The sequence below is a fragment of the Bhargavaea massiliensis genome, assembly GCF_018390575.1.
GTDB lineage: Bacteria > Bacillota > Bacilli > Bacillales_A > Planococcaceae > Bhargavaea > Bhargavaea massiliensis.
In genome coordinates this window covers 131,948-156,319 of the sequence record NZ_JAHBCJ010000004.1, presented here as the reverse complement: position 1 = coordinate 156,319, position 24,372 = coordinate 131,948, and the positions used below count along the sequence as shown (strand labels likewise).

The 24,372-nt window shown below is 54.2% G+C and carries 23 protein-coding genes; 1 reads left to right on the top strand and 22 read right to left on the bottom strand.

Features of this window, described 5'->3' with window-relative positions:
* Positions 1 to 4: 4 nt before the first annotated feature.
* The 20 genes from KHA84_RS07585 to gpr all read right to left on the bottom strand — a co-directional run bounded on the left by KHA84_RS07585 (position 5) and on the right by gpr (position 22,073).
* Positions 5 to 2,119 (bottom strand): HD family phosphohydrolase, encoded by a 2,115-nt coding sequence (locus KHA84_RS07585; protein WP_213422927.1) that lies wholly within the window; start codon positions 2,117 to 2,119, stop codon positions 5 to 7.
* Between the two features lie 190 nt (positions 2,120 to 2,309).
* Positions 2,310 to 3,275, bottom strand: coding sequence for a PhoH family protein (locus tag KHA84_RS07580; RefSeq protein WP_213422926.1), 966 nt, complete (start codon positions 3,273 to 3,275; stop codon positions 2,310 to 2,312).
* A 4-nt stretch (positions 3,276 to 3,279) separates the two neighbouring features.
* The gene (locus tag KHA84_RS07575; RefSeq protein WP_213422925.1) at positions 3,280 to 4,404 is read right to left on the bottom strand and encodes a sporulation protein YqfD; all 1,125 of its coding nucleotides are present in this window, start codon (positions 4,402 to 4,404) and stop codon (positions 3,280 to 3,282) included.
* Positions 4,391 to 4,639: a hypothetical protein gene (locus KHA84_RS07570; protein ID WP_213422924.1), complete on the bottom strand. Its 249-nt coding sequence runs from the start codon at positions 4,637 to 4,639 to the stop codon at positions 4,391 to 4,393. The genes KHA84_RS07575 and KHA84_RS07570 overlap by 14 nt, the downstream gene beginning before the upstream one ends.
* A 69-nt stretch (positions 4,640 to 4,708) precedes the next feature.
* On the bottom strand, positions 4,709 to 5,215 hold the full coding sequence (locus tag KHA84_RS07565; protein WP_213422923.1) for a hypothetical protein: 507 nt from the start codon (positions 5,213 to 5,215) through the stop codon (positions 4,709 to 4,711).
* 30 nt (positions 5,216 to 5,245) lie between these two features.
* On the bottom strand, positions 5,246 to 6,247 hold the full coding sequence (gene floA / locus KHA84_RS07560) for a flotillin-like protein FloA (RefSeq protein WP_213422922.1): 1,002 nt from the start codon (positions 6,245 to 6,247) through the stop codon (positions 5,246 to 5,248).
* Between the two features lie 11 nt (positions 6,248 to 6,258).
* Positions 6,259 to 7,575: an NfeD family protein gene (locus KHA84_RS07555; protein WP_236823179.1), complete on the bottom strand. Its 1,317-nt coding sequence runs from the start codon at positions 7,573 to 7,575 to the stop codon at positions 6,259 to 6,261.
* A 172-nt stretch (positions 7,576 to 7,747) separates the two neighbouring features.
* Positions 7,748 to 7,921 carry a 30S ribosomal protein S21 gene (gene rpsU, locus KHA84_RS07550; protein ID WP_008299898.1) on the bottom strand — a complete coding sequence of 58 codons (174 nt, stop codon included), beginning with the start codon at positions 7,919 to 7,921 and terminating at the stop codon, positions 7,748 to 7,750.
* Between the two features lie 129 nt (positions 7,922 to 8,050).
* Positions 8,051 to 8,722: a deoxyribose-phosphate aldolase gene (gene deoC, locus KHA84_RS07545; RefSeq protein ID WP_213422921.1), complete on the bottom strand. Its 672-nt coding sequence runs from the start codon at positions 8,720 to 8,722 to the stop codon at positions 8,051 to 8,053.
* Positions 8,723 to 8,834: 112 nt separating this feature from the next.
* The gene (mtaB, locus tag KHA84_RS07540; RefSeq protein ID WP_213422920.1) at positions 8,835 to 10,178 is read right to left on the bottom strand and encodes a tRNA (N(6)-L-threonylcarbamoyladenosine(37)-C(2))-methylthiotransferase MtaB; all 1,344 of its coding nucleotides are present in this window, start codon (positions 10,176 to 10,178) and stop codon (positions 8,835 to 8,837) included.
* 4 nt (positions 10,179 to 10,182) lie between these two features.
* The gene (locus KHA84_RS07535) at positions 10,183 to 10,932 is read right to left on the bottom strand and encodes a 16S rRNA (uracil(1498)-N(3))-methyltransferase (RefSeq protein ID WP_213422919.1); all 750 of its coding nucleotides are present in this window, start codon (positions 10,930 to 10,932) and stop codon (positions 10,183 to 10,185) included.
* Positions 10,913 to 11,884, bottom strand: a complete 972-nt coding sequence (prmA, locus tag KHA84_RS07530; RefSeq protein WP_213422918.1) for a 50S ribosomal protein L11 methyltransferase — start codon at positions 11,882 to 11,884, stop codon at positions 10,913 to 10,915. Before prmA ends, KHA84_RS07535 begins: the two co-directional genes overlap by 20 nt.
* Before the next feature lie 16 nt (positions 11,885 to 11,900).
* A complete protein-coding gene (dnaJ, locus tag KHA84_RS07525; protein ID WP_213422917.1) occupies positions 11,901 to 13,034 on the bottom strand; it encodes a molecular chaperone DnaJ in 1,134 nt (377 codons plus the stop codon).
* A gap of 318 nt (positions 13,035 to 13,352) precedes the next feature.
* Positions 13,353 to 15,179: a molecular chaperone DnaK gene (gene dnaK, locus KHA84_RS07520; RefSeq protein ID WP_213422916.1), complete on the bottom strand. Its 1,827-nt coding sequence runs from the start codon at positions 15,177 to 15,179 to the stop codon at positions 13,353 to 13,355.
* 49 nt (positions 15,180 to 15,228) lie between these two features.
* Positions 15,229 to 15,846, bottom strand: a complete 618-nt coding sequence (grpE, locus tag KHA84_RS07515; protein ID WP_213422915.1) for a nucleotide exchange factor GrpE — start codon at positions 15,844 to 15,846, stop codon at positions 15,229 to 15,231.
* Between the two features lie 86 nt (positions 15,847 to 15,932).
* Positions 15,933 to 16,961: a heat-inducible transcriptional repressor HrcA gene (hrcA, locus tag KHA84_RS07510; protein WP_213422914.1), complete on the bottom strand. Its 1,029-nt coding sequence runs from the start codon at positions 16,959 to 16,961 to the stop codon at positions 15,933 to 15,935.
* 93 nt (positions 16,962 to 17,054) lie between these two features.
* Positions 17,055 to 18,194, bottom strand: coding sequence for a radical SAM family heme chaperone HemW (hemW, locus tag KHA84_RS07505; protein ID WP_213422913.1), 1,140 nt, complete (start codon positions 18,192 to 18,194; stop codon positions 17,055 to 17,057).
* A gap of 56 nt (positions 18,195 to 18,250) precedes the next feature.
* Positions 18,251 to 20,080: a translation elongation factor 4 gene (gene lepA / locus KHA84_RS07500; protein ID WP_213422912.1), complete on the bottom strand. Its 1,830-nt coding sequence runs from the start codon at positions 20,078 to 20,080 to the stop codon at positions 18,251 to 18,253.
* 96 nt (positions 20,081 to 20,176) lie between these two features.
* Positions 20,177 to 20,995, bottom strand: a complete 819-nt coding sequence (gene spoIIP, locus KHA84_RS07495) for a stage II sporulation protein P (RefSeq protein ID WP_213422911.1) — start codon at positions 20,993 to 20,995, stop codon at positions 20,177 to 20,179.
* A 22-nt stretch (positions 20,996 to 21,017) separates the two neighbouring features.
* Positions 21,018 to 22,073 (bottom strand): GPR endopeptidase, encoded by a 1,056-nt coding sequence (gpr, locus tag KHA84_RS07490; protein WP_213422910.1) that lies wholly within the window; start codon positions 22,071 to 22,073, stop codon positions 21,018 to 21,020.
* Between the two features lie 162 nt (positions 22,074 to 22,235).
* On the opposite strand from gpr, the gene rpsT reads away from it, so the two are divergent.
* Positions 22,236 to 22,487 (top strand): 30S ribosomal protein S20, encoded by a 252-nt coding sequence (gene rpsT, locus KHA84_RS07485; RefSeq protein ID WP_213422909.1) that lies wholly within the window; start codon positions 22,236 to 22,238, stop codon positions 22,485 to 22,487.
* 248 nt (positions 22,488 to 22,735) lie between these two features.
* Here the strand turns inward: rpsT and KHA84_RS07480 are convergent, their stop codons facing one another.
* Complete coding sequence (locus tag KHA84_RS07480) at positions 22,736 to 23,071, bottom strand: hypothetical protein (RefSeq protein ID WP_213422908.1); 336 nt, start codon at positions 23,069 to 23,071, stop codon at positions 22,736 to 22,738.
* A 265-nt stretch (positions 23,072 to 23,336) separates the two neighbouring features.
* Entirely contained in the window at positions 23,337 to 24,359 is a 1,023-nt protein-coding gene (gene holA, locus KHA84_RS07475; RefSeq protein ID WP_213422907.1) for a DNA polymerase III subunit delta, read from the bottom strand.
* Positions 24,360 to 24,372 lie beyond the last annotated feature (13 nt).

The window sequence follows — 24,372 nt, the reverse complement described above, 5'->3', positions numbered from 1 at the left end:
TCGGTCACTTCGGATATTCGATCCGGTTGTGGAACACCCCGTTAAGAGTCGTGCAAATCACTTCCCCCACAATAGTCAGTTCCCTGAAACTGAGGTCACATTCCGAAAATTGACCGTCATTCATCTTTTCTTTGATGATGGAACGGACCACCTGCTCGATCTTTTCAGGAGTCGGTTCTTTCATCGAGCGTACAGCCGCCTCACAGCTGTCGGCAATCGAGATGACCGCGATTTCCTTTGTCTGCGGCTTTGGCCCAGGATAACGGAATGACTCCTCGTCCACATCTTCTCCGGACTCCCTGGCTTTTACCAGGAAGAATTTTAGCAATGATGTGCCATGGTGTTGCCGGGCGATGTCCACAAGCTCTCTAGGCATCCCATGTTTTTTCAGCATCTCTGCCCCGTCCTTGGCGTGGGCGATGATGATGTCCCTGCTTTTCTCGGGAGGCAGCGAATCATGCGGGTTTGTGCCGGCCATCTGGTTTTCTATGAAAAATGCAGGCCTCCGGGTTTTCCCGATATCGTGATAATAGCTTCCTACCCGGGCAAGGAGCCCGTTTGCGCCGATCGCTTCGCATGCCGCATCAGACAGGTTGGCGACCATGACACTATGGTGGTATGTACCCGGTGTCTCTGTGAGGATCCTCTTCAGGAGAGGATGGTTCGGATTTGACAACTCAACAAGTTTCAGGTCGGACAAAATGCCGAACACCGTTTCAAAAAATGGCATCAGCCCGATGGTGAGCGCACCTGACAGCAGGCCGGAACCAAATGCCGCCATCACGAACAGCGACCACTCCTGCCAGCCGAAGTGGGATTGGTTCATGAGCAAGTAAAAAGTGATAAAGAGCGCGTTCACAACCGAAACGCCAAAGCTTGCCGTCAGAATCGACGATCTGCGTCCATCACCTTGGATCAGGTAATGTCCCGCAAATCCGCCGAACAGGATATACAGTACAACCTCCATATTGGCGACCGGTGAATACCCTTCCTGCAGCAGGAGCCCGCCTGTTGTGGCAGTCAGCACCGTCAGGAGAATCGCCATTCTCCCGTCAGTCAGAAGCCGGAGAAGAAACGGCACAAGTGCTGTCGGGTACACATAGGCCAGCGCCATATTAAAATCGATTTCCGTTGCTGCAAGCAGCTTCATCGCAACGATTGTGAGAAAATAGACGACCAGTGTGATGGACAGCCATTTCTTTTTTACGGCGGCCGGTTGTTCCAGTTGCCTGAAATGGCGGTAGATGAACCAAAAGATCAGCAGCGTGAAAAGTCCGAGAGCCAGTACCGGCTTAAGCGATGTGTTTTCATTCAGAAGCCCGGCAAGCTCAAGCTGGCGGTGCACTTCCCTGTCAATGATTTGCCCTTCCTGGACGATCACCTGACCTTGCAGGATGCGCGTCGGTTCCACCTCTGCCCTTGCCTGCTCGATTCTTGCCTCGGTCTGCTGCTCATCCAACTTCTCATTCATCGTGATGCTGGAGCGGCCGATCTCAACCGCTGCCGGCAAAAGTCCCCGAGGGATTGCGGCGGAGCGGATCAGATCCTCTGTTTCATTTCTTGCATCCGCAAGCCCCGTGTCCCGGATCGGCTGCTCCATTACTCCGGATACAATCGAACTGACGGTATCGCGTGCTTTCTCAAGTTCTGCGTTGCCGGCACGCACGAGCATCCCGAGAAGGTCGTCGGAAAGGCGGAATCCGCCACCCGACTCTTCAAGGTCTTCGAGCTTTTTACGCAGATCCGCTATTTGCCGTTCAGTGTCCGGAGGTTCTTCCTGATCGTCTTCTGCCGCCTCCGCTTTGGCATCCAAGGCATAGTCGAAAACAGAGCGTACGATGGCCGCACTGTTTTTCGGGGCCTCCTCATCATAGTCATAGACCGGCGTGACCTCGGACTCGGCACGCTGCTTTTCCTGCTCCGTCTTGACCGGATCTTCCACCGTCTTGGTCGCCCGTATGGTTTCGTTTGCAAGGTGGAACATCCGGATATCAAAAGTTTCATCCTTTACACTTCCCAGCATGATGAAAAAGGCCAGGATTGCTGAAAGCCCCAGAAGGGCGATCGAGAAAATGGAAAAAGAAATCTTTTCAACGAACGATTGCAAAGCCTTGAACATAGCAGCTTCCCCCTAGCGGCGGGTCAAAACGTGCATTCGCGAATGCGACCCGTGATCCTGCAACCGCATTTGGCAAATTCGTGGCCGCAGCACTTTTCCCCTTCCATATCTGTTGTACTCTGCCCAAAGGACGACAAAACCGGCCGGACTCCAGCTGAGGCAGGAGTACTCGGCCGGTGAACCGTTTCGCTCACTCCCGGTGACTGCTTGCTTCGTATGCTTCGATGATCCGCGCCACGAGCGGATGACGGACGACGTCCGCCTGCTCAAAGTGCTGAAAGCGAATGCCCTGTACCTCTTTCAGGATCCGCTGGGCGACAATGAGCCCTGATTCCGTGCCCCGCGGCAGGTCAATCTGTGTCTGATCACCCGTAATGACCATCTTGGAACCGAAGCCGAGCCGGGTCATGAACATCTTCATCTGGGCCTTGGTCGTGTTCTGTGCCTCGTCAAGGATGACAAAGGCATCATCCAGAGTCCTGCCGCGCATATAAGCAAGAGGGGCGATTTCTATGGTTCCCCGTTCGATCAGCCGTTCTGTCTGTTCCGGTCCGAGCACATCGTGAAGGGAATCATACAGCGGCCTGAGGTAAGGATCGACCTTTTCTTTCAGGTCGCCAGGGAGAAAGCCGAGGTTTTCTCCCGCTTCCACGGCAGGCCTTGTCAGGATGATGCGCTTGACCTGTCCATTTTTCAGTGCCTGGACAGCCATCACGACGGCCAGATAGGTTTTGCCTGTTCCGGCAGGACCTATTCCGAACACCATGTCCTCCGCGCGGATGGCATGGACATACTCACGCTGACCGATTGTCTTGGCACGGATGGCCTTGCCTTTGGAGTTTCTTGCGATTTCTTCATCGTAAAGTTCAGCAAAATATTCAATTGTGCCGTTCTTGGCCATCTCAAGGGCGGTGGACACGTCGCGGAGGTTGATGTTGATGCCTTTGCGGATGACGCGCAGAAGCTGGCTCAGAAGCTCCTGGGCGGTTCCCCGGGGCTCCTCTTCACCTTTTATCACGATGACGCCGCCCCGTGTGAGCACCCGAACCCCGAGCTCTTCCTCAATCAGCTTCATGTTCTGGTCGGAAATTCCGAGCAGCATCACCGCTTCATTTGGATCTTCCACATGCAGTTGAACCGTGTTGTTTTCTTCCAATCGATCAATCTCCTTGGGGAATCTGTTTTCTTACGGCAATATTTTCATTTATGAGAAATAATACGGTCCCCTTTACTTTATCATTATCATAATGCACTCGCAAAACTTTTTCATCCTTTACAGTCGCGTCAGGATCAAGTGTTCCCAGCAACTTTTCCTTCAAAACAGACAGGATGATCCGCTCTCCATTCTCCTCCGTGATTTTCACCTCCCTGGCTGCGCCATCACGGCTTTCTGACAACGTCAGGAATGAACCGAAAATTGAGGGAACCGGAATGTCCCGCCAAGCATCACTTGCAGGCCCTTCACTTCCGAATGATAAGCGGTACGCGCGATCCCCGGGGGCTGAATACCGGATAACTGCCGGCATTTCAAACCGGGTCTCGACATAATAGTCCCCGTACACTTTCCCTTCCGCTCCGGTCACATGGCTGTCTTCCCGTTGCGTGACAATTCCGGAGGCGACGATGTCTCCTTTTTCAACTGTCGTATTCGGCAGGACGTTGCGGACTCCGCTGGATAATTCAAACCTGGTGATGACCGCACGTTTGGACGCGGCCAGATGTGCCGGAGGCAACTTACCCTCTGCATCCTCGCCCGTTTCCGGAGCCTCGATCGGGTGGATGGTCAGGCGGCCGCCTTCGCGGCTCACCCGCACCCAGCTAAGTCCCGGATCAGCAACCATCAGATCATTCCTGATTTCAGACTCGTCAGGAACAGATCCAATCGGAATAAACGGCCTGATGCCGTTTTTTGCGAGGTAAGTACTGATCCGTTCCTGGCGTTCAGGCTTTCCGCCTTCCACACCGACAGACCAGATCAAGCCGGAGCAGGCCAGGGGCGCGAACAGGAAAAGCAGAACGGCCATTACGCGGACAAGGGAAAGGTCCAAGATCACTCCGTAGCGTCCGGCATGCAGCCCGATCCGTACACGGTATTTCCGCCTCAGCCTGCGCAGAGCGGGCATGTCCTTTCGCATCACGGAAAACTGGAGGCGTTCCCCGTCCCGGCCGACATCCCTCAGGCGGATGCCTGACGCGGCACATGCTGAGAAAAATGCATCGGTTCCGCTTCCTGTCACCGTGAGACGGACGGTCTCCCGTCCGCGCAGCCGCTTAGCCGTCCGCATGGTCCCTAGTCCGGATCAGCGTCAGCCGGTCAAGCCGCTCAAATGTGATGAGTGCCGCCTCGTCGCCGATCTCCTCCACTTTCACAGCGTCCCCTTCAAGTGTCATCGCATACGGTGCAAGGCGGAGGCTGACCGCACGCTCCCCGATCTTCCCGATAGTGAATTTCCCGTTGAGCCGCAGCGTCTGATGATCCTCGATTTCGAGAAACGGAACCATCCTGAAAAATCTGCGCATACAAAAACCCCCCTTGGCCTTCAGTTTATGACAGGCCGAGGGGGGGCATTCACACCGGCATCAGCCGGCTTATCTTCTCTTCGCTTTTGGCGGACCGAGAATTTCCGCAAACACGATGGCTCGCGCCAGTTCCTCTTCATTTTCCGGGAAAAGCGATTCCGAATCTGCAAAGTCCGTTTTGCCGGAAACCGGTGCCGTTTTGCGAACCCGCTCTTTCCGATCAGGTCGGCCCGGTGCGGGAGGAACATCAACCGTCTCCCCCATTCTCCCCGCCGTACGGTCAGAAACCGTCCTTTCCCGGTCGGCCCTCGGCCGCTCCTGCTTTGGCTGAGGTGCCGTTTCAGAAGTGCGGGGATCCGTCCGGAACTCCTTGGATTCTTTCTGAATTTCCCTCTGAAGATCTTCATACAGCTGCTTGGTCAGATCCTTGAGGTTTCCGCTTTGTTGGGCGGACCGCTTGGGCACTTCAGGACGCGGGGCCTGGTTCGGCTTTTGCGCCGGCGGCTTCTGGTTATCCTTTCCCTTGAACAGGGAGCCGACTATCAGTGAGATGATCAGCAGGATGATCGGTTCCATCAGCTCATCCCCTTTCCGTCAGACCGCGCATCATTGTTGGCCGTCGGAGCGCTTCTCCTGCTCCTTGCCCATTTTGCCTAGGGTTTCACGCATTGAGGTGTCTGCCTGGATGTTTTTATAGTTCACATAATCCATGATGCCAATATTGCCGGAACGGAGCGCTTCTGCCATGGCGAGTGGAACTTCGGCTTCCGCCTCGACGACTTTGGCACGCATTTCGCCGACTTTCGCACGCATTTCCTGTTCGCTCGCAACAGCCATCGCACGACGCTCTTCCGCTTTTGCCTGTGCGATATTCTTGTCGGCTTCCGCCTGTTCGGTCTGGAGCTCGGCTCCGATGTTTTTGCCGATATCGACATCGGCGATATCGATCGACAAAATTTCAAACGCCGTTCCGGAGTCGAGACCCTTCGAGAGAACCGTCTGGGAAATCTTATCCGGGTTCTCGAGAACGACAGTGTGGTGCTTTGCAGAACCGATCGTCGAGACGATCCCTTCGCCGACACGGGCGATAATCGTCTCTTCGCCGGCTCCCCCGACGAGGCGGTCGATATTGGCACGGACCGTAATGCGGGACTTTGCTTTGACCTCGATCCCGTTCATGGCAACACCGGCGATAAACGGCGTTTCGATCACTTTCGGGTTGACGGACATGCTTACTGCTTCAAGCACGTCACGGCCTGCCAGGTCAATTGCAGCTGCACGTTCGAAATTCAGCGGAATATTCGCGCGGTGAGCCGCAATGAGGGCGTTGACGACGCGGTCAACGTTACCGCCGGCGAGATAGTGGCTCTCCAGCTGATTGATGGCCACGTCCAGCCCCGCCTTGTGGGCCTTGATCAGCGGGTTGACGATCCGGCTCGGGATAACCCGGCGCAGACGCATCCCGATCAGTGTAAAGATGCTGACTTTTACGCCGGCTGCCAGTGCGGAAATCCACAGCGTGACAGGCACAAATGTAAAGAAGACGGACAGGGCGACGATCACGAGAAAAGCAACGATGATCAGCCCGATTGTTCCTAATCCAAGCATTCTGTTTCCTCCTATTCGTCGGAGGCTTCCCGGACAACAATCCTGGAGCCTTCGACTTTCGTAATCTTGACTTTCTGGTCTCTACCGATGAATCTGCCTTCCGAGACGACATCCAGATACTCACCGTCCAGCTCCGCCGTGCCGGAAGGACGCAGCGGTGTCACCGTTCTTGCCGTACGGCCGATCAGTTCAAGCCGGTTGGCACTGGAGACGTAGCCGCTTTCGGTATCGGTGGCGTCTCTCAGGACGATGCGGTTAAGCAGATGAAGCCGTTTGCCAAAGAATTTCATCATGATCACCATTCCCAATATCGTGATGACCAGCGCCGTGATGACAGATACGGCCATCCAGGCCGGGTCAGCCCCTGCCAGTATGATGCCCGCCACCATCGCCACACCGCCGAGGATGCCCAGTATGCCGCCCGGAACGAACAGCTCGGCAATGAGCAATCCGACTCCTGCCAGGAACAGCAACAGTGATTCATATCCGGCGAGTCCCGCTACGAGATGCCCGTAGAAAAACAGGAGCAATGCCCCGGCACCCATTGAACCCGGAATCCCGAAGCCCGGGGAATATAATTCCACCACCAGTCCAAGGCCAGCGATGGACAGGAGGATCGGCACGACGACCGGATTCGTGATAAAGCGGGCCAGTTTTTCACTGAATGTCTCATTCATCTTGACGATTTCTGCACCTTCGAGCCCGGAGGTTGCAAGCAGATCGTCAAATGATGAAACCGTCCCTTCACTATACTTGACTTCAAGTGCCTCATCGGCGGAAAGTGTCAGAAGTTTACCCTTTTCCGCCCGGTACTGTGGCAGGTCGATGTCCGCATTCGCCATGGCGAGTGCGAACTCAGGGTCACGGCCGGACGATTCTGCAGCCGCCTTCATGGATGCCAGCCAGGCACTGTTGGCTTTGTCGTCTGCGGCATTTCCCGACTGGTCGATCACCTGTGCTGCGCCGATCCGGCCATTCGGGTGCATATAGATTTCGTCAGCATGCAACGCAAGGAATGCGCCTGCCGACAAGGCGTCGCGATTGATATACGCAATTACATGAAGTTTCGTTTCGTCCATCAGTTTGGCTATCCGGCCGGCGGCATCCACAAATCCTCCCGGTGTGTTGATCTCCAGGACGATCGTTTCGGCTCCTGCCTTTTCAGCTTCGCTGAACGAACGGTTCAGGAACTCATACAGTCCCCGTTCAACTTCGTTTTCCAATGGCACATGGTAAACTTTACCGCTATCCGCTCCGGCATGAGGAATCGCCATGAGGAACAGGGCGGCAAACAGAAGGAGACCGCGTATCAAGCGGATTCCTTTCAAGTCTTCACCCCCATTCGTCTCTCCGTCCATTATAGGTGATTCTACGGATGAACAAAGCAAAAAGTTTCATTTAAATGAAATAAACCGGAAAATCCCGAGGGACTTTCCGGTTTTGCATTCATTATCTGATTTGTGCCATTCCTGTTATGGACGCAGGGATGGTGAGGGGGGATCAGTATTTGCGCTTGCGGGCTGCTTCGGACTTTTTCTTCCGCTTAATGCTTGGCTTCTCATAGTACTCGCGTTTGCGGGCCTCTTGGATCGTGCCCGATTTGGAAACACCACGTTTGAAGCGGCGAAGAGCATCTTCAAGCGATTCGTTTTTACGAACGACAGTTTTTGTCATGTCTTTTCCCCTCCCTCCGTACGCACTTCCATACATGAAAACACGTCATGTACTCAAAAATTATAGCTTATATAATGGCGCCGGTCAATATATATCTTTTAATTTCGCATGCGTGCTTTCAGAAGTTGATCAGTAATCTTCTGAAGATGTAAGCCCCTGCATAATCTTGACGCCGGAGCTGGCCCCGATCCTCGTGGCGCCGGCCTCGACCATCGCCTGCAGGTCCTCAAGGCTGCGGACGCCGCCGGAAGCCTTCACGCCCATTTCATCGCCGACTGTCAGGCGCATCAGGGCCACGTCCTCAATTGTCGCGCCTCCCGACGAGAATCCGGTTGACGTCTTCACGAAGTCAGCACCTGCCTGCTTGGACAGGCGGCACGCGATGATTTTTTCATCGTTGGTCAGGAGGCAGGCCTCGATGATGACTTTGACGATGGCCTTGCCGGCCGCCGCTTCTACCACTGCACGGATGTCCGATTCAACCGCTTCTTCATCGCCGCTTTTCAGGGCGCCGATATTGAGTACCATATCGATTTCCTGCGCGCCTTTTTCGATGGCGTCCTTTGTTTCGAACGCCTTGGCCTCTTTTGTGCTTGCGCCGAGCGGGAAGCCGATGACCGTGCAGACTTTCACTTCAGTGCCCGACAGCTCGGATGCGGCCGTTTCCACCCAGTACGGATTCACGCAGACCGAAGCGAACTTGTACTCTTTTGCTTCACTGCACAGCTTCAAAATCTGCTCTTTGGTCACTTCCGGCTTCAGAAGCGTATGGTCGATCATTGATGCAACGTTGATGCTCATGTCAGATCCTCCTAAAATGACCCTCAGGTCAGTTAACTGAAATAGCCAAGACTTTTCCGCTCCGACGCAAGATGCCCGGAAGCCGTGGAGCGGCTCCGGGCGATGCGCCGTCTCAGGCGACCGGTTCCGGCCTGTCCTCGATCACGCGGACAAAGGCACCTTCGTTGTAAGGATAGCCTGCCTTTGTAATTTTGACGCGGACGATTTTGCCGACCATCGATTCGTCGGCAGGTATGACGACTTTCATGTAGTTGTCTGTATAGCCTTCGTAAAGCCCGCTGCCCGGATCTTCCTTGAAAGGTTCTTCAGGAATCATTTCAAGCACCTGGCCCTCGTAGGCGGAGGCATATTCCTTTGCCAGCTGATCGTTCAGCTCAAGAAGGCGGTGAACGCGTTCGTTTTTCACTTCTTCGTTGATCTGGTTATCCATTCGGGCGGCAGGTGTGCCAATCCGCATGGAATACGGGAATACATGCAGCTCTGCAAAGCGGTGATCACGGATAAATGTGTAGGTCTCCATGAATTCTTCTTCCGTCTCGCCCGGGAAGCCGACAATGACGTCTGAAGTCAGTGCAAAGTCCGGCAGCGCTTCACGGAGACGCTCCAGCCGATCCGCGAAAAAGGCCATCGTATACTTCCTGCGCATCCGCTTCAGGACAGTATCCGAACCGGACTGGATAGGAATATGAAGATGGCGAACGACGATATTGGACTCCTTCAGCACGCCGATCACTTCATCCGTCAGCTGGCTGGCTTCAATCGAAGAGATCCTGAGCCGCTTGAGCCCGGGTACATTCGCTTCGATGTCCCTCAGCAACTGTGCAAGATTGTAGTCCTTCAGGTCCTCACCATAACCGCCGGTATGGATTCCGGTCAGGACAATCTCCTTGTACCCTGCCTCGACGAGCTGGCGCGCCTGTGCAACGACTTCTTCCGGGTCGCGGGAACGCATCAGGCCGCGGGCCCATGGGATGATGCAGAACGTACAAAAGTTGTTGCATCCTTCCTGGATTTTCAGGGATGCCCGTGTCCTGTCGGTGAATGAAGGGACATCCAGCTCTTCATAAACACGATTTTTCATGATGTTTCCGACCGCGTTGATCGGCTGGCGTTCGCGGCGGTACTGCTCGATGTAGCCGAGCAGCTTCGTCCGGTCCTGTGTGCCGACAACGATGTCGACGCCCGGAATCTCCATGATTTCGGCAGAAGATGTCTGGGCATAGCAGCCTGTAACACAGACGACGGCATCCGGGTTCGTCCGGATGGCGCGCCGGATCACCTGCCGGCTTTTCTTGTCACTGGTATTTGTAACTGTGCATGTATTGATGACGTAGACATCTGCGCGGCCGTCAAATTCCGCACGCTCATAGCCTGCGTCTTTGAAAAGCTGCCAAATGGCCTCCGTCTCATAGTGGTTCACTTTACAGCCCAATGTATGAAAGGCAACTGTCGACATGGGCTCACCTCTTTCCTTCTATTTCGCTTGAAATGGCGGACAGCGCGTATAGTGGTGCCGTTTCGGCCCTGAGGATTCGCGGCCCGAGTTCAATGGGCCTGAATCCTGCTTCACGGAACCGCTCCGCTTCTTTGCGGCTGATGCCGCCTTCGGGACCGAAGACGGCAAGCACCTTCTGTCCATGATACACGTTTTCAAGATGGGCGGCAATCGAGCCCCCGCTTCGGTCTTTGGCGGCTTCCTCATCCGCGATAAGCAGCAGATCGAACGACTCCGCAAGCCGGACCAGGCCGTCCAGGCCGGTCACTTCCGAAATTTCCGGAATGACGCTCCGGTGCGACTGCTCCGCTGCTTCCTTTGCGATTTTCCTGAGCCGCTCGATCTTCTTACCGCTTTTTTTGCTGTCCCACTTCACGATGGACCGCTCCGCTTCGAAAGGAATCAGCCCGGACATCCCCAGCTCGGTCCCTTTCTGGACGATGAGGTCCAGCTTGTCCCCCTTTGGAAGACCTGCGGCGACCGTGACGTGGACCGGCATCTCGTTGGAAGGCAGTGCTTCCCCGAGCCTGCGGATCTCAACCTCACCATCAGCCAATGAGGTGATTTCTGACTCGAAAGCCTCTCCGCCCGATACGGCTATGATTCTCCCGCCTTCAGCCATTCGCATCACTTTCGCGATGTGCCTTGCATCTTCACCGTGGATCACTGCTCTGCCGCCGGCAGCAAACGGTTCGTCAAGAAAATATCTCTGCATCCGTCCCACCCGCTTCCGGTTTGCGTGCGATAATGGCTGTCCAGTCTTCCATCACCATCACTTCCTCAATCCGGAAGCCGGAAGCTGCCAGCGCTTCCTTTACCTCATCCTTTTTCTGGGCGATGATTCCGGATGTGATGAATAGGCCTCCCGGCTTCAGGACACGGTAGGCTTCATCTGTGAATGTGACGATGACTTCCGCAAGGATGTTGGCGACCGCGATATCAGGGCGCCCGTCGTAAACATCAAGCAGGTTGCCCTGACGGACATCGATCGTTCCCGCCAGCCCGTTAAGCTCAGCATTCTGGCGGGCTGACTCTACAGCCACCTCATCCAGGTCCAGCGCCGTGATCCGCCCGGCTCCGAGCAGCGCGGCACCGATTGACAGTACGCCCGAGCCGGTACCGATGTCGACCACTTCGTCACCTTCCCGGACCGTCTTTTCAAGCGCCTGCAGGCACATGACTGTCGTGGGATGTGTGCCTGTGCCGAATGCCATGCCCGGGTCCAGCTCGATGATCAGCTCATCGGTGCCGAGCCGCTCATAGTCTTCCCAAGTCGGCACAATCGTGAATCGCTTTGAGATCTTAACCGGGTGGTAATAATCTTTCCAGGCGGTTGACCAGTCCTCTTCATCCACTTCCGACTGGGTCACAGCGTTCGGGCCGATGTCGAGCCCGAATGACACCAGATTGGAAATTTCGTTTTTCAGCTCGTTCACTGTCTCGGGAAGGAAGCTGTTCACCGGGAGGTAAGCTTTAACGACGGCTCCCTCGGAAGGATAGTCCGCCCTGTCCAGCTCGTACAGTTCCCCGAAACGTGTGTCGTGCTCGAGGTCGGGTTCCCGGGAGTCTTCGATCACGACTCCGCTTGCCCCTGCTTCGTAAAGGAGGTTCGAGACGGCATCGACTGCCTCATTGGAAGTGTGCACCGCGATTTCCGCCCATTTCATGTAAAAATCAGCCCTTTCAGTCACCCTTGAATGTTCGCTTCAGACGATCAAACAGCGAACTTTGGTATTCGTCCGGTACATCTCCGCTGACGGCGGCAAAGTCCCGCATCAGCTGCTTTTGCTTTTCGGTCATCTTCGTCGGAGTGACGAGCTTTATGATGACGTGCTGGTCGCCCGTCCCATAACCGTGAACGTTCGGAACTCCTTTTTCCTTCAGACGGAATGTCGTGCCCGTCTGGGTTCCGGCCGGAATCTTCAGCTTCACTTTTCCGTGGACAGTCGGGACCTCCACTTCATCCCCGAGGGCTGCCTGTGCAAAATTGACACGCAGCTCCAGCAGAATGTCGTCCCCTTCCCGTACAAAGCGCTCATGCGGACGTACACGGAATTCCACATAAAGGTCACCTGCAGGCCCTCCATTTACGCCGGGTTCTCCCTGGCCGGAAACACGGAGCTGCTGTCCGTCCTCAACGCCTGCAGGAATGGTGATTTTAATGCGTTTGCGTTTGTTGACGCGGCCCGCCCCGTGACACTCGGAACATTTCTCCGGAATGATCTTGCCTGTTCCCTGGCAGGTCGGACAAGGGCGGCGGTTGACCATCTGGCCGAACGGCGTCGTCTGTGCAACGCTTACCTGGCCGGAGCCGCCGCACTCTGTACAAGTGTTAACACTCGTTCCCGGCTTCGCGCCATCTCCTCCGCAAGTATCACAGTTTTCTTCCTTGTTGACATTGATTTCTGTTTCTTTGCCGAAAACGGCATCCATAAAATCGATGGTCATCGTGTAGGAGAGATCTGCTCCCTGGCGAGGGGCATTCGGATCCCGGCGCCTGCCGCCGCCACCGAAGAACGTGTTCAGAATATCATCAAAGTCGAATCCGGCGGCGCCTCCGCCAAATCCTCCGAACCCGCCGCCACCGAAGCCTCCCGCCGCGTCGGCATGGCCAAACTGGTCATAGCGGGCACGCTTATCGTCGTCACTCAAAACTTCATAAGCTTCGGCGATTTCCTTGAATTTCTCATCAGACCCTTCCTCTTTGTTCAGGTCCGGGTGATATTGCTTGGACAGTTTCCTGTACGCTTTCTTGATTTCATCTTTGCTTGCAGATTTCGTGACACCAAGTACTTCATAGTAATCACGCTTGCTCATAGTCTCACTGCTCCTTTAAACATAGACAAACGTAGAATTAGATGTCTACACAAATTTATCCTGCTTCTCCGTACCTCTCTGCAACGTTATTGCGACCTGCAGAGGAAGGCGTCGTTCTCCTCAGTCTAAAGTACCGACGAAGCCCGACTCGAGACCCTCTTGCATGAGAATCATTGTACCATGCGCAAAATGGTCTTTCAAAAACATGGCGGGCGCCTGCATTCCCGTCCCCGCAGAACTTTCCGGGGCCCGCTGCCCGCTTTTAAACAGTAGAAAAGCCAAAGCCGAAACACCGACTTTGGCTTTTCCGAGGGCGGATTATTTATTGTTCTTGTCATCGTCGACTTCTTCGAAGTCTGCGTCGACGACGCCGTCATCTGAAGATCCGCCGTCTTGCTGTGCCTGAGCCTGCTGGGCAGCCTGTTCATACATCTTCACCGACATCTGCTGGACAATCTCCATGAGCTTGTCTTTCTTGGTGCGGATGTCTTCGATGTCATCTTTTTCGAGAGCGGCTTTCAGCTCATCTTTTGCTTCTTCAGCCTGTTTCTTTTCCTCTTCGGAAACATTGTCGCCGAGATCGGAAATCGTCTTTTCGGTCATGAAGACAGCCTGGTCCGCTTCGTTGCGGAGCTCAGCTTCCTCCTGGCGCTTCTTGTCGGCTTCGGCGTTTGCCTCCGCGTCTTTAACCATGCGTTCGATCTCTTCGTCAGACAGCGAATTGTCGGACTGGATCGTGATGCGCTGCTCCTTGTTCGTGCCCAGATCCTTAGCTTTGACGTTGACGATCCCGTTTTTGTCGATGTCGAAAGTGACTTCGATCTGAGGGATGCCGCGCGGTGCCGGGGGAATATCAGTCAGCTGGAAGCGTCCGAGCGTCTTGTTGTCGGCCGCCATCGGGCGCTCCCCCTGGAGAACATGGATGTCAACAGCCGGCTGGTTGTCAGCGGCGGTCGAGAACACCTGCGACTTCGATGTCGGTATGGTCGTATTGCGGTCGATCAGCTTGGTCATTACACCGCCCATCGTTTCAATTCCGAGGGACAGTGGCGTGACGTCGAGGAGAACGACATCCTGGACATCGCCGGAGAGGACGCCGCCCTGGATGGCTGCCCCCATCGCGACCACCTCGTCCGGGTTAACGCCGCGGTGAGGCTCCTTGCCGGTCGCTTTCTTGATTGCTTCCTGCACGGCAGGAATCCGTGTGGAACCGCCGACAAGGATGACCTGGTCAAGCTCGCTGGCAGAAAGGCCGGCATCTTTAAGTGCCTGGCGTGTAGGAACCATCGTACGTTCGACAAGGCTTGCCGTGAGTTCGTCGAATTTCGCACGGGAAAGAGTCGTCTCCATGTGCAGCGGACCGGCTTCACCTGCCGTGATGAAAGGCAGGGAAATCTGTGCCGAAGTGACGCCGGACAGATCTTTTTTCGATTTTTCAGCCGCATCTTTCAGGCGCTGCATCGCCATTTTGTCCTTGGACAGATCGATGCCGTTTTCTTTCCTGAACTCTTCTACGAGCCAGTCCATGATCGCCTGGTCGAAATCGTCGCCGCCGAGCTGGTTGTCACCGGCAGTCGCACGCACTTCGAACACACCGTCGCCAAGTTCGAGAATCGAAACGTCGAACGTTCCGCCGCCAAGGTCATAGACGAGGATGGTCTGCTCGCTGTCCGTCTTGTCAAGGCCATAGGCAAGGGCAGCAGCCGTCGGCTCGTTGATGATCCGCTCAACTTCAAGCCCGGCGATTCGGCCGGCATCTTTTGTCGCTTGCCGGGCGGCATCATTGAAGTAAGCCGGAACCGTGATGACCGCTTTGCTCACCTTTTCGCCGAGATAGTCTTCCGCATACCCTTTCAGGTACTGAAGAATCATCGCCGATACTTCTTGTGGAGAATAGTCGCGGTCCTCAGCGGACACTTTTTCATTTGTACCCATCAGGCGCTTGACCGACATGATTGTATTCGGATTGGTGATCGACTGGCGCTTCGCCACTTCACCGACCTGGCGCTCGCCGTTCTTGAACGATACGACGGAAGGAGTCGTCCGGTTGCCTTCCGGGTTCGGAACGACTTTCGGCTCGCCGCCTTCCAGTACCGCTACTACAGAGTTGGTTGTTCCAAGGTCGATCCCGATAATTTTGCTCATTGTCCATTCCTCCTAAAATCAATGCATCATGAAGCGTTATGCAAGTTGTTTATTCGTTGACTTTCACCATTGAAGGACGCAGAATCCGATCCTTCAGCATATACCCTTTCTGGAGTTCCTCCAAAACGGTATTGGACGGCTTGGAGTCGTCCTGGCCCTGCATGACGGCGTGGTGGAAGTTCGGATCGAACTCCTTGCCCTCCGCCTCGATTTCCTCGAGCCCTTCCTTTTCCATGGCGGAACGGAAAGACTGGCAGATCATCTCCATGCCTTTTTTGAGGGCGAGCGCATCTTCAGACGTCACTTCCGCATCAAATGCGCGCCCGAAGTTATCCAGGACAGGAAGCAGTTCAAGCATGAGACGCTGCGAACGGTATTTCTCGGCAGCCTGGATTTCTGCGGCAGAGCGGCGCTTGAAGTTCTCGAAATCCGAGAGCAGACGAAGATACTTGTCTTCTTTGCGCTCCAGTTCCTCTTCCAGTTCAGCGATGCGGGCGTCACGGGAATCGGTTTCAGCTTCGCCGCTTTCCTGCGATGCCGGATTTTCTGATGCCTCATCCGGCGAGCCCCCTGAGGTGCTCGCTTCTTCGGTCAGGTTGTTGTCCCCTTCGACCGCCGCCGTCTTGACGGTTTCCTCATTCAATTCTTTGTTTTCATCCTTGGACACGGGTCATTCTCCTCCAAACTCTCATACTAACCGTTGTGATTCGGGTGTTCCCGAGTAAAGGAATCCCGAACTTGATCGGGCAGGCATCACTTAAGATGCCGGCCCAGTTCACGGGAGAGACCGCGGCTCATGTAGTCGAGCACGGACACGACCCGCGCATAGTCCATCCGAGTCGGACCGACTATGGCGATCGCACCTTTTCGTCCCTCTCCCGCTGTATAAGAAGCAGTGATGACACTGCAATCTTCCATGGCAAGGTGACCGTTTTCAGAACCGATCCGGATATGAATCCCGTCATCGCCAAGATCGAACAGGAGCGCCGCGAGCGGCGCGTCTTCCATATAGTGCATGACCTGGCGCGCTTTTTCCGGATCGTTGAATTCCGGCTGTGTCAGCATGTTCATGCGGCCGCCGAAGAACAGCCGATCTTCATCATTGGAAGCGCTGAGCGACTCCCGGAATGATTTGAACAGATCCCCGTAACGGCCGACATGACGCCGGAGAATATCGGAGACTTCAGTCTGCATCCGCTGGTCGATTTCATGTAGCGATGCGCCGACCAGATGCTCATTGAGGATGTTCACCATCCGTTCGATGTCGGACGGATGAATATCCTCAGGAATGTGGAAGTTCCGGTGTTCGACATGGCCGCCGTCGGTGACAATGATGGCAACCGCATAATCATCGGACAGCGGAATAATCTGGAACCTCCTCACCTTATGCTGGCCGACATCCGGACCGAGCAAGATCGATGTGTAACTGGTCAGCTCGGACAGTATGTCGGCTGTTTTTCGGATGATCAGTTCGGTTTCCAGCAGCCGATCACCGAAAATCGATCGGATCCGGTCCAAATCATTGCCTTCCAGGCTTTTTGTCTTTAGCAGATGGTCCACGTAAAAGCGGTAGCCTTTCTCGGAAGGCACCCTGCCCGAGGATGTATGTGTCTTTTCAAGAAGACCCAACTCTTCGAGGTCCGCCATGTCGTTCCGGATGGTCGCCGCGCTAAACGGCACGGCATCAAGTTTGGATAGTTGGCGCGATCCGACAGGCTGGGCCGACCGGATAAACCCGTCGACGATCGCTTGCAAAATATGCAATTGACGCTCTGTCAGCATGATCATCACCTCTGTTAGCACTCCGTTATATTGAGTGCTAATATCTATACCCAATTTAACAAAAGCCATTCCGTCCGTCAATCAAACTGTACGTTATCCGAGGAACTCCTGAAACACTTCATTTCCGAGGAAAATGCCCTTCTGGGTAAGACGCACTGATTCCCCGTCCGATGCCAGCAAACCCTTCTCGGAAAGCTCCCGGATCCGTGTCCCATAAACATCGTTCAGCTCCCTGCCGAACCGTTTCCGGAATCTGTCGAAACGGACGCCTTCCGTCATGCGCAACCCGAGGAACATCTCCTCTTCCATTTCTTCACTCGCGGTGACGCGATGTTCCTCAAATACCGGCCGCCGGCCCTCGCTGACCGCGTTCATATACTTTTTAAGCGGACCGTGGTTGGAGTATCGGACACCTCCCGCATAACCGTGCGCTCCTGCACCGGCACCCGCGTAGGTGCGATTCTGCCAATACAGCTTGTTGTGGACCGATTCAAAGCCTTCCTCGGCAAAATTACTGATTTCATACTGCCGCAGTCCCGATTGCGCCATCCGCTCCATCAGCAGGTTGAACATGCCCGCTTCCGTGTCTTCCCCCGGGAGCGGCAACTGATTTTTGTTCATCAGATTATAGAAGATCGTCTTCGGCTCGACAATCAGTGAGTATGCGGAATAATGCGGGAGTTCAAGTGAAAGGGCACGGTCTAACGTGTGTTCCCATTGGCCAATCGTCTGTTCGGGAAGGCCGTACATCAGGTCGATGCTGATATTTTCGAATCCCGTTTCACGGGCCTGCCGCACAACCCGTTCCGCGTCATTCGGGCTGTGGGTGCGGCCCAGCCTTTCAAGGAGTCCGGCGTCAAATGACTGGACCCCGATGCTGAGCCTCCGGACGCCGTTTTCCCAAAGAATCGCGAGCTTGTCCGGGGTGAGTTCGTCCGGATTCGCTTCAGTGGAGAACTCAATCAGGCGGTCCGTCGGCACGGCGCTGCAAATATGGGAGAACAGCTTTTCCAATTGCCTGTCTTCCAGTGCGGTCGGTGTTCCGCCGCCGATAAAGATCGTGAGCGGACCGCCGCCGCCGAACATTCCTTCCCTGCGCATCATCATTAATTCTTCGCCCAGGCAGTCGATGTATTCATCAACCGGCTGGTTTTTAAAAAACACTTTATTGAAATCACAGTAAAAGCAAATCTGGTGGCAGAAAGGAATATGGATATAAAGACCGTCTGTCATCTTGTGTTTCCTTCTTTCATGCGAAAAAAGGAGGCGGCCGCCTCCTTTTTCCGGTGTTAGGACTTGTCCTCGTCCATGCTGAGTACGGCCATAAATGCTTCTTGCGGCACTTCAACAGAACCAACCTGTTTCATCCGCTTTTTCCCGGCTTTCTGCTTTTCGAGAAGTTTGCGTTTCCGGGAAATGTCCCCGCCGTAACATTTGGCAAGGACGTTTTTGCCCATGGACTTGATGGTCGAGCGGGCGACAATTTTATTTCCGATGGCCGCCTGTACGGGCACCTCGAACTGTTGCCTAGGGATGAGTTCCTTCAGCTTTTCAACAATTGCCTTGCCCCGCTCATAGGAAAAGTCGCGGTGAACAATAAAGCTGAGCGCATCCACTTTCTCGGCGTTCAGAAGAATATCCATTTTCACGAGCTTGCTCGTGCGGTATCCGATCAGTTCGTAGTCGAACGAAGCATACCCTTTCGTATGCGACTTGAGCTGATCAAAGAAGTCATAAACGATCTCGGACAGCGGGATCTCATAGATGATGTTTACCCGTGTCGAATCCAGATAATCCATCGTCATAAAGTGGCCGCGTTTCCGCTGGCACAGTTCCATGACAGCCCCGACGTAATCGTTCGGAACCATGATGGAGGCCTTGACATACGGCTCCTGGACCTCTTCGATTTTCTGCGGATCCGGCATCAGCGACGGGTTGTCCACCTTCAGAATGGAACCGTCCGTCATGACGACATCATAAATGACGCTTGGCGCGGTGGTGATGAGGTCGATCTTGAATTCACGCTCGATCCGCTCCTGGATGATTTCCATATGGAGCAGGCCGAGAAATCCGCAGCGGAAGCCAAAACCGAGCGCCTGGGATGTTTCCGCTTCATAGGTCAGCGCGGAATCATTCAGCTCCAGTTTTTCCAGAGCCTCGCGCAAGTCATTGTATTTGGCCGTATCAATCGGATAAAGCCCGCAGAAAACCATCGGATTCAGCTTCCGGTAACCCGGGAGAGGTTCATCGGCCGGATTCGAGGCGAGTGTGATGGTATCCCCCACGCGGGTATCCCCGACATTCTTGATCGCTGCTGTCAGGTAGCCGACATCGCCGACAGTCAGTTCGTCGCGTTTAGTGGCTTTTGGCGTGAAGACGCCTGCCTCCACGACTTCGAATTCCTTACCGGTCGCCATCATGCGGATCTTGTCCCCGGGTTTCACTGTCCCTTCGACAATCCGGATGTAGGCGACGACTCCCCGGTACTGATCATAAAGAGAGTCGAAAATGAGTGCCTTCAGCGGCGCGTCCGGGTCTCCGGTCGGTGCCGGCACTTTTTCCACAACTTGCTCAATGATCTCTTCGATGCCGATTCCCGCTTTGGCCGAAGCATGGACGGCTTCGGAAGCATCCAGTCCGATCACATCTTCAATCTCCTGCTTGACCCGTTCCGGGTCTGCAGCAGGAAGATCGATCTTGTTGATGACCGGCAGGATTTCCAGGTCGTTGTCGAGCGCCAGATACACGTTTGCCAGCGTCTGGGCCTCGATTCCCTGCGCCGCATCAACGACGAGGATGGCGCCTTCACATGCAGCCAGACTCCGTGATACTTCATAAGTGAAGTCGACGTGCCCAGGTGTATCAATCAGGTGAAGGATATATTCTTCACCGTCTTTTGCCTTATATTTCAGCTGGATGGCATTCAATTTGATCGTAATGCCCCGCTCACGCTCCAGGTCCATCGAGTCAAGGAGCTGGTCTTTCATTTCCCGTGATGTCAGGGTTTCCGTTTTCTCCAAAATCCGGTCGGCCAGCGTGGATTTCCCGTGATCGATATGAGCAATGATCGAGAAATTCCGGATGTGGTCCCGGCGTGCAAGTCGTTCTTCGCGATTCATGTTGTCCACTCCTCTGTAAACTATTTTGAATTATAACAGTGGACAAAACATGATTCAATCAGGGCCCTGCGGGAAAGTCATTGTTTTTCCGGCCGTTCATCTTCCTGCAAGCACTTCTGCCGAAGCTTTTGCGACAATCGCCGCTGTCCGGTTAAGCTCTTCCTCCGTATTTTCCGTACCGCCCATTTCGATCAGCAGCACGTTCGGTCCGAGATCCTGGTTATAAATGCCGTCGACGCCGTGGCCGCTTTTCCTGAAGATCCCCTTGGAGATGCCGGGAATCAGTTCGTTCATTTTTGCAGAGATTTTTTCCGCCAATTGCCGATTGTCCTTATGGCCGCCGTGATCTTCACCGATGACAAAATACACTTTCGCATAAGGCCCGTCCTTATGGTCCAGTGTGGTCTTGTTCCTGCCGAGGGAATCCCTGTGGACATCCAGGACGAGGTCGTATTTTCCTGCCTCCATCTGCTTTGCCACATGGGGCCTGATCGCCTTATAGGCGCGGCTGTGCGGGACACCATTCCGGCTCATCTGGCCGGCATTGTCATAGTTCAGGACGTCCAGCTTGATTCCATTCATGCCGAAGTGGGAATTGAACGCCTCGCCGAGGTTCATAATATTCTCCTTGCTGTGCGAGACGGCGGTCTTGCCTTCCTTTGCCCGTAGAATCGGCGCAAATGCCTCGTGGGAATGGGTAAAGTACATCAGTGCCCGTCCGGTCCCGCCCGCTTCCGCAGGTTCTCCGTCCTCTTCAACCTCAAAGTCGAACAGGTTGGCGGCATAGACGAGCCTGCCCGATTCCGGGGCGGCCTCCCGGACCTCCGGATTCAGGCCGGGGATCTTGACCGTTATGAACGGCATCAAGAACAAGAATAGGATCAGCCATGTATAGAACTGCCACTTTTTCTTCATCAAAAGAATCCCCCCTCCCGCACTATATGGCGGAAGCAGGGGATTCAGAACCCGGATTGGCAGGTGACAGCCATTTCACCACGCCTGACGATACGAGCGTTGCATACTGCAGGATCCACGTATCGGTTTCCTTTGGCGTGACGAACATGCTTTGCTCGTCCGACGAAAGCACTTCCTCGAACAGTTGCTGCTTGTCTTCCTTGGACCACTGTGACCATTCACCGAAGATCGGCTTAAGCACCTTTTTATCGGTTTCTTTTGATTTGTCATGAAGCCACGGGGTGACGGCCAGTGCCGATGATGGGGAATTTTTTTCTTCAATTTTTGCTGCGATGTAGTTAAATACCGATTCGATGGCGTCAGACACCATGACCGGCCCGTCCACGACCGTCGGGACGCCGATTGCAGTAACCGGGATTCCGAGCACTTCCTTTGAGATTTCTTTCCGCTCGTTGCCGACACCGGACCCCGGATGGATGCCGGTATCCGTCAGCTGGATGGTCCGGCACAATCGTGTGCTGTCCCTTGCCGCCAGTGCATCAATGACAATGATCAGGTCCGGGCTGACTTTATCCGCCAGTGCATGTACAAAATCACTGGTTTCGAATCCTGTCTGGCCGGTCACACCTGCCGCATAGGCAATGAGTCCGGGATCCTCCGAGTAAAATGCCGGGACGGCTTCTTGAAGGCGATCGATGGCATACGGGCCGACAGCATCCGGTGTGACGGAGCGGTTGCCAAGTCCGACGACGAGCACTTTCGGGTGTTCCGGCAGTCCGAGAGATGCGTGCATTTCCCGCAGTTTGTCAGCCAGAAGCTGTTCCATTTCCACGAAGCCTTCCGAATCATCGGCAGTGAGGCCCGGTGCGGTGAGGGTAATGTACGTACCGGGCTTTCTGCCGATCTTCTCGGCGCCTTTTTCATCCACCCGGATCTCCGTTACGATAAAGCGCCCTTTTCGCTTTTCACGAAAATCGATGCCGCTGGATTCTTTTAGTTTTTCTTTGTCCTTTTCAGTTCGGTGCCTGACCATTTCTTCCGTTTCGTCAAGCAGATCCGTTCTGCCGAATTGCATCATGTCGCTCACCTCCAGATCAGTATGTCCAAGTGTCAAGGGAATATTCTTTGCGTTTCATGATTGCAATCAACCTTCAGTTTTGATAGAATGTTGTCTGTTGCATAAAGGCAGGCCCGGCAAGCGGGCCGCTTCCTGATCCGACCCTGAATGGAGGTGAATCCATTGGCAAACAGCAAACAAGCAATTAAACGAATCCGCCAGAATGAAGCAGTCAACGCACAAAACGTCACGCAGAAATCTGCGATGCGTACGGCGATGAAAAAAGCAGAAGCGGCGATTGCCAACAATGACGAGAATGCAAGCGCGCTTCTGAAAGACGCGATCCAAAAACTCGACAAAGCGGCAAACAAAGGGCTGATCCACAAGAACACGGTTGCCCGTCAGAAATCCCGCCTCACGAAAAAAGCCCAGTAATTCTGCTTGGCTTTCCGACCGTCTTGATCCGGCCTTCCGGATTAGGGGCGGTTTTTTTATTTAAAATACGCTTTTCCCGCTCGTGTCTCAGGCACTCCGCTCCAATCCGCCAATAAAGAGAGCTGTTAATTTCGAATGGCATCACTCTCCCATAAAATCACTCCCCGACGATGCTTCCCTGAAGGGAGAAGAACATCATCGGGGAGTGATTTCTCTTGTAGTATTCCTGTCACTTTTCCTGATATTTATTACAAAACCCGTGCGAAGTGCATTTGGTTTTTTTCTGCAGGTGTGAGGTAGCGCCAGTAAACGACGTTTTCCTTATCATCGAAGCAGATCGCGATGGTGGTGTGGATGTATTTCCTGGAAAACAGGGTCATGAAGCCGACCGGCCGGTATTCCCAGTGGTCCAGTTCCTCTTCCCACTTCTCGTATTCGTACAATGGCAGCATGCCTGCCATGCGTTTTTTTAGCCCGTTCTTTCTTTTCCGGTTTATCAGGATGGCTGTTGTTTCTGTACCCACTTTCATAACTGCACATTTGTATTCTTTCCTGAGCAAGCCGTGGATTTCATCATCCATCATTTCAATCACCTCATGGGAATTTGTGGGTGTAGCTTAGGCAGTGGCTTGTGCGATCATATGACTTTCATCAATAGGCTCAGGGTGCGATGGATCGTAATTCACCCGTACTATACCCGGATTTAATCAGGGGTGCAACCCTTTGGAATTAATCTTTATATTGAGAGTTGGGTAACTTCCCGAATCTCCTGCAAAAGCCATATCCAACCGTGACAGTTCATAAAAAAAGACTGCATACCGGAACTTTAAGCCCGGTTCTGCAGTCTGTTCATTTTATTCCGCTCACCTTCTGCATAAGCACCAGCTCGAGAATCCGTTCCCTGTTGCCGGAGACAGTTTTCAGCCGGAGATCTGCATCCGCAAGGCGCGACAGGGTTTCAAGCAGGCGGGCGTCGTCGGCCAGTTTCCGGTTCTCCAGAATCAGTTTGACCCGGTACGGGTGGGCTTTAAGCTGTTTGGCGATTTGATGCTGCTGGTAGCCCTTTTTCTTTAGTGCATTTACCTGTATGATGAGCCTGACCTGGTTGGCCAGAAGTGCATTCAGGCGGATCGGCTCTTCTTTATTCCGGAGCAGATCCCTATAAATCTGAAGTGCCCTGGCCGAGTCTCCCTGCATATAGGCGTCGAGCAGTTTAAAGGCATCGTCTTCAGGCGTTTTGGGCACGAGAAGGCTGACAGTGTCTTCACTGATTTCCTTGCCCTCTCCTGTATAAAGCGACAGCTTTTCCAGCTCTGAACGGAGCCGGACGAGGTCTTCTCCTGCGGTATCAATCAGAAGACGTGCGGCGCTGTCCGATACGCTGCTCCCGAGACGGGTCGCTTCCTGCTTGATCCAGGTTTCGACATCATGGGTTTTGAGCGGTTCCGCTTCCAGGCAGACCGCATGCTTACGGAATGCCTTGACCACTTTTTTTCGGGCATCCAGCTTCTCATAGGGAGCGAGAAACAGGACGACCGCGCTTTCCGGAGGATGGGCAAGCCAGTCCATCAGCCTGTCCAAGTCATGTTCCACTTTTTCCTTTCCCTTGTCGGCAGCTTTCAGAAATGATGCGTTTCTGGCAATGATCAGCTTCCGGTCACAGAAAAACGGGAACGTATCCGCTTCTTCGATCACGGCCTCCACCGGAGTTTCATCCAGATCGAACGTGATCAGTTCCGACGCGGCCGCATCTGGCATGGCATCCCTAAGCCTCTTCTCTGTTTCATCAAAAAAATACATTTCCGGGCCACTGATCAGGTAGACCGGTGAAATATTTCCTTTGGCCATGTTTCTCCAACTATCCGTAAACATTTCGAACACTCCG

Bases quoted from the DNA above. Each gene is read 5' to 3' on its own strand.
- KHA84_RS07585 (WP_213422927.1), bottom strand. From the start codon at position 2,119: ATGTTCAAGGCTTTGCAATCGTTCGTTGAAAAGATTTCTTTTTCCATT.
- KHA84_RS07575 (WP_213422925.1), bottom strand. From the start codon at position 4,404: ATGCGGACGGCTAAGCGGCTGCGCGGACGGGAGACCGTCCGTCTCACG.
- KHA84_RS07570 (WP_213422924.1), bottom strand. From the start codon at position 4,639: ATGCGCAGATTTTTCAGGATGGTTCCGTTTCTCGAAATCGAGGATCAT.
- KHA84_RS07565 (WP_213422923.1), bottom strand. From the start codon at position 5,215: ATGGAACCGATCATCCTGCTGATCATCTCACTGATAGTCGGCTCCCTG.
- floA (WP_213422922.1), bottom strand. From the start codon at position 6,247: ATGCTTGGATTAGGAACAATCGGGCTGATCATCGTTGCTTTTCTCGTG.
- rpsU (WP_008299898.1), bottom strand. From the start codon at position 7,921: ATGACAAAAACTGTCGTTCGTAAAAACGAATCGCTTGAAGATGCTCTT.
- deoC (WP_213422921.1), bottom strand. From the start codon at position 8,722: ATGAGCATCAACGTTGCATCAATGATCGACCATACGCTTCTGAAGCCG.
- mtaB (WP_213422920.1), bottom strand. From the start codon at position 10,178: ATGTCGACAGTTGCCTTTCATACATTGGGCTGTAAAGTGAACCACTAT.
- KHA84_RS07535 (WP_213422919.1), bottom strand. From the start codon at position 10,932: ATGCAGAGATATTTTCTTGACGAACCGTTTGCTGCCGGCGGCAGAGCA.
- prmA (WP_213422918.1), bottom strand. From the start codon at position 11,884: ATGAAATGGGCGGAAATCGCGGTGCACACTTCCAATGAGGCAGTCGAT.
- dnaJ (WP_213422917.1), bottom strand. From the start codon at position 13,034: ATGAGCAAGCGTGATTACTATGAAGTACTTGGTGTCACGAAATCTGCA.
- dnaK (WP_213422916.1), bottom strand. From the start codon at position 15,179: ATGAGCAAAATTATCGGGATCGACCTTGGAACAACCAACTCTGTAGTA.
- hrcA (WP_213422914.1), bottom strand. From the start codon at position 16,961: ATGCTGACAGAGCGTCAATTGCATATTTTGCAAGCGATCGTCGACGGG.
- hemW (WP_213422913.1), bottom strand. From the start codon at position 18,194: ATGACAGACGGTCTTTATATCCATATTCCTTTCTGCCACCAGATTTGC.
- lepA (WP_213422912.1), bottom strand. From the start codon at position 20,080: ATGAATCGCGAAGAACGACTTGCACGCCGGGACCACATCCGGAATTTC.
- spoIIP (WP_213422911.1), bottom strand. From the start codon at position 20,995: ATGAAGAAAAAGTGGCAGTTCTATACATGGCTGATCCTATTCTTGTTC.
- gpr (WP_213422910.1), bottom strand. From the start codon at position 22,073: ATGATGCAATTCGGCAGAACGGATCTGCTTGACGAAACGGAAGAAATG.
- KHA84_RS07480 (WP_213422908.1), bottom strand. From the start codon at position 23,071: ATGATGGATGATGAAATCCACGGCTTGCTCAGGAAAGAATACAAATGT.
- holA (WP_213422907.1), bottom strand. From the start codon at position 24,359: ATGTTTACGGATAGTTGGAGAAACATGGCCAAAGGAAATATTTCACCG.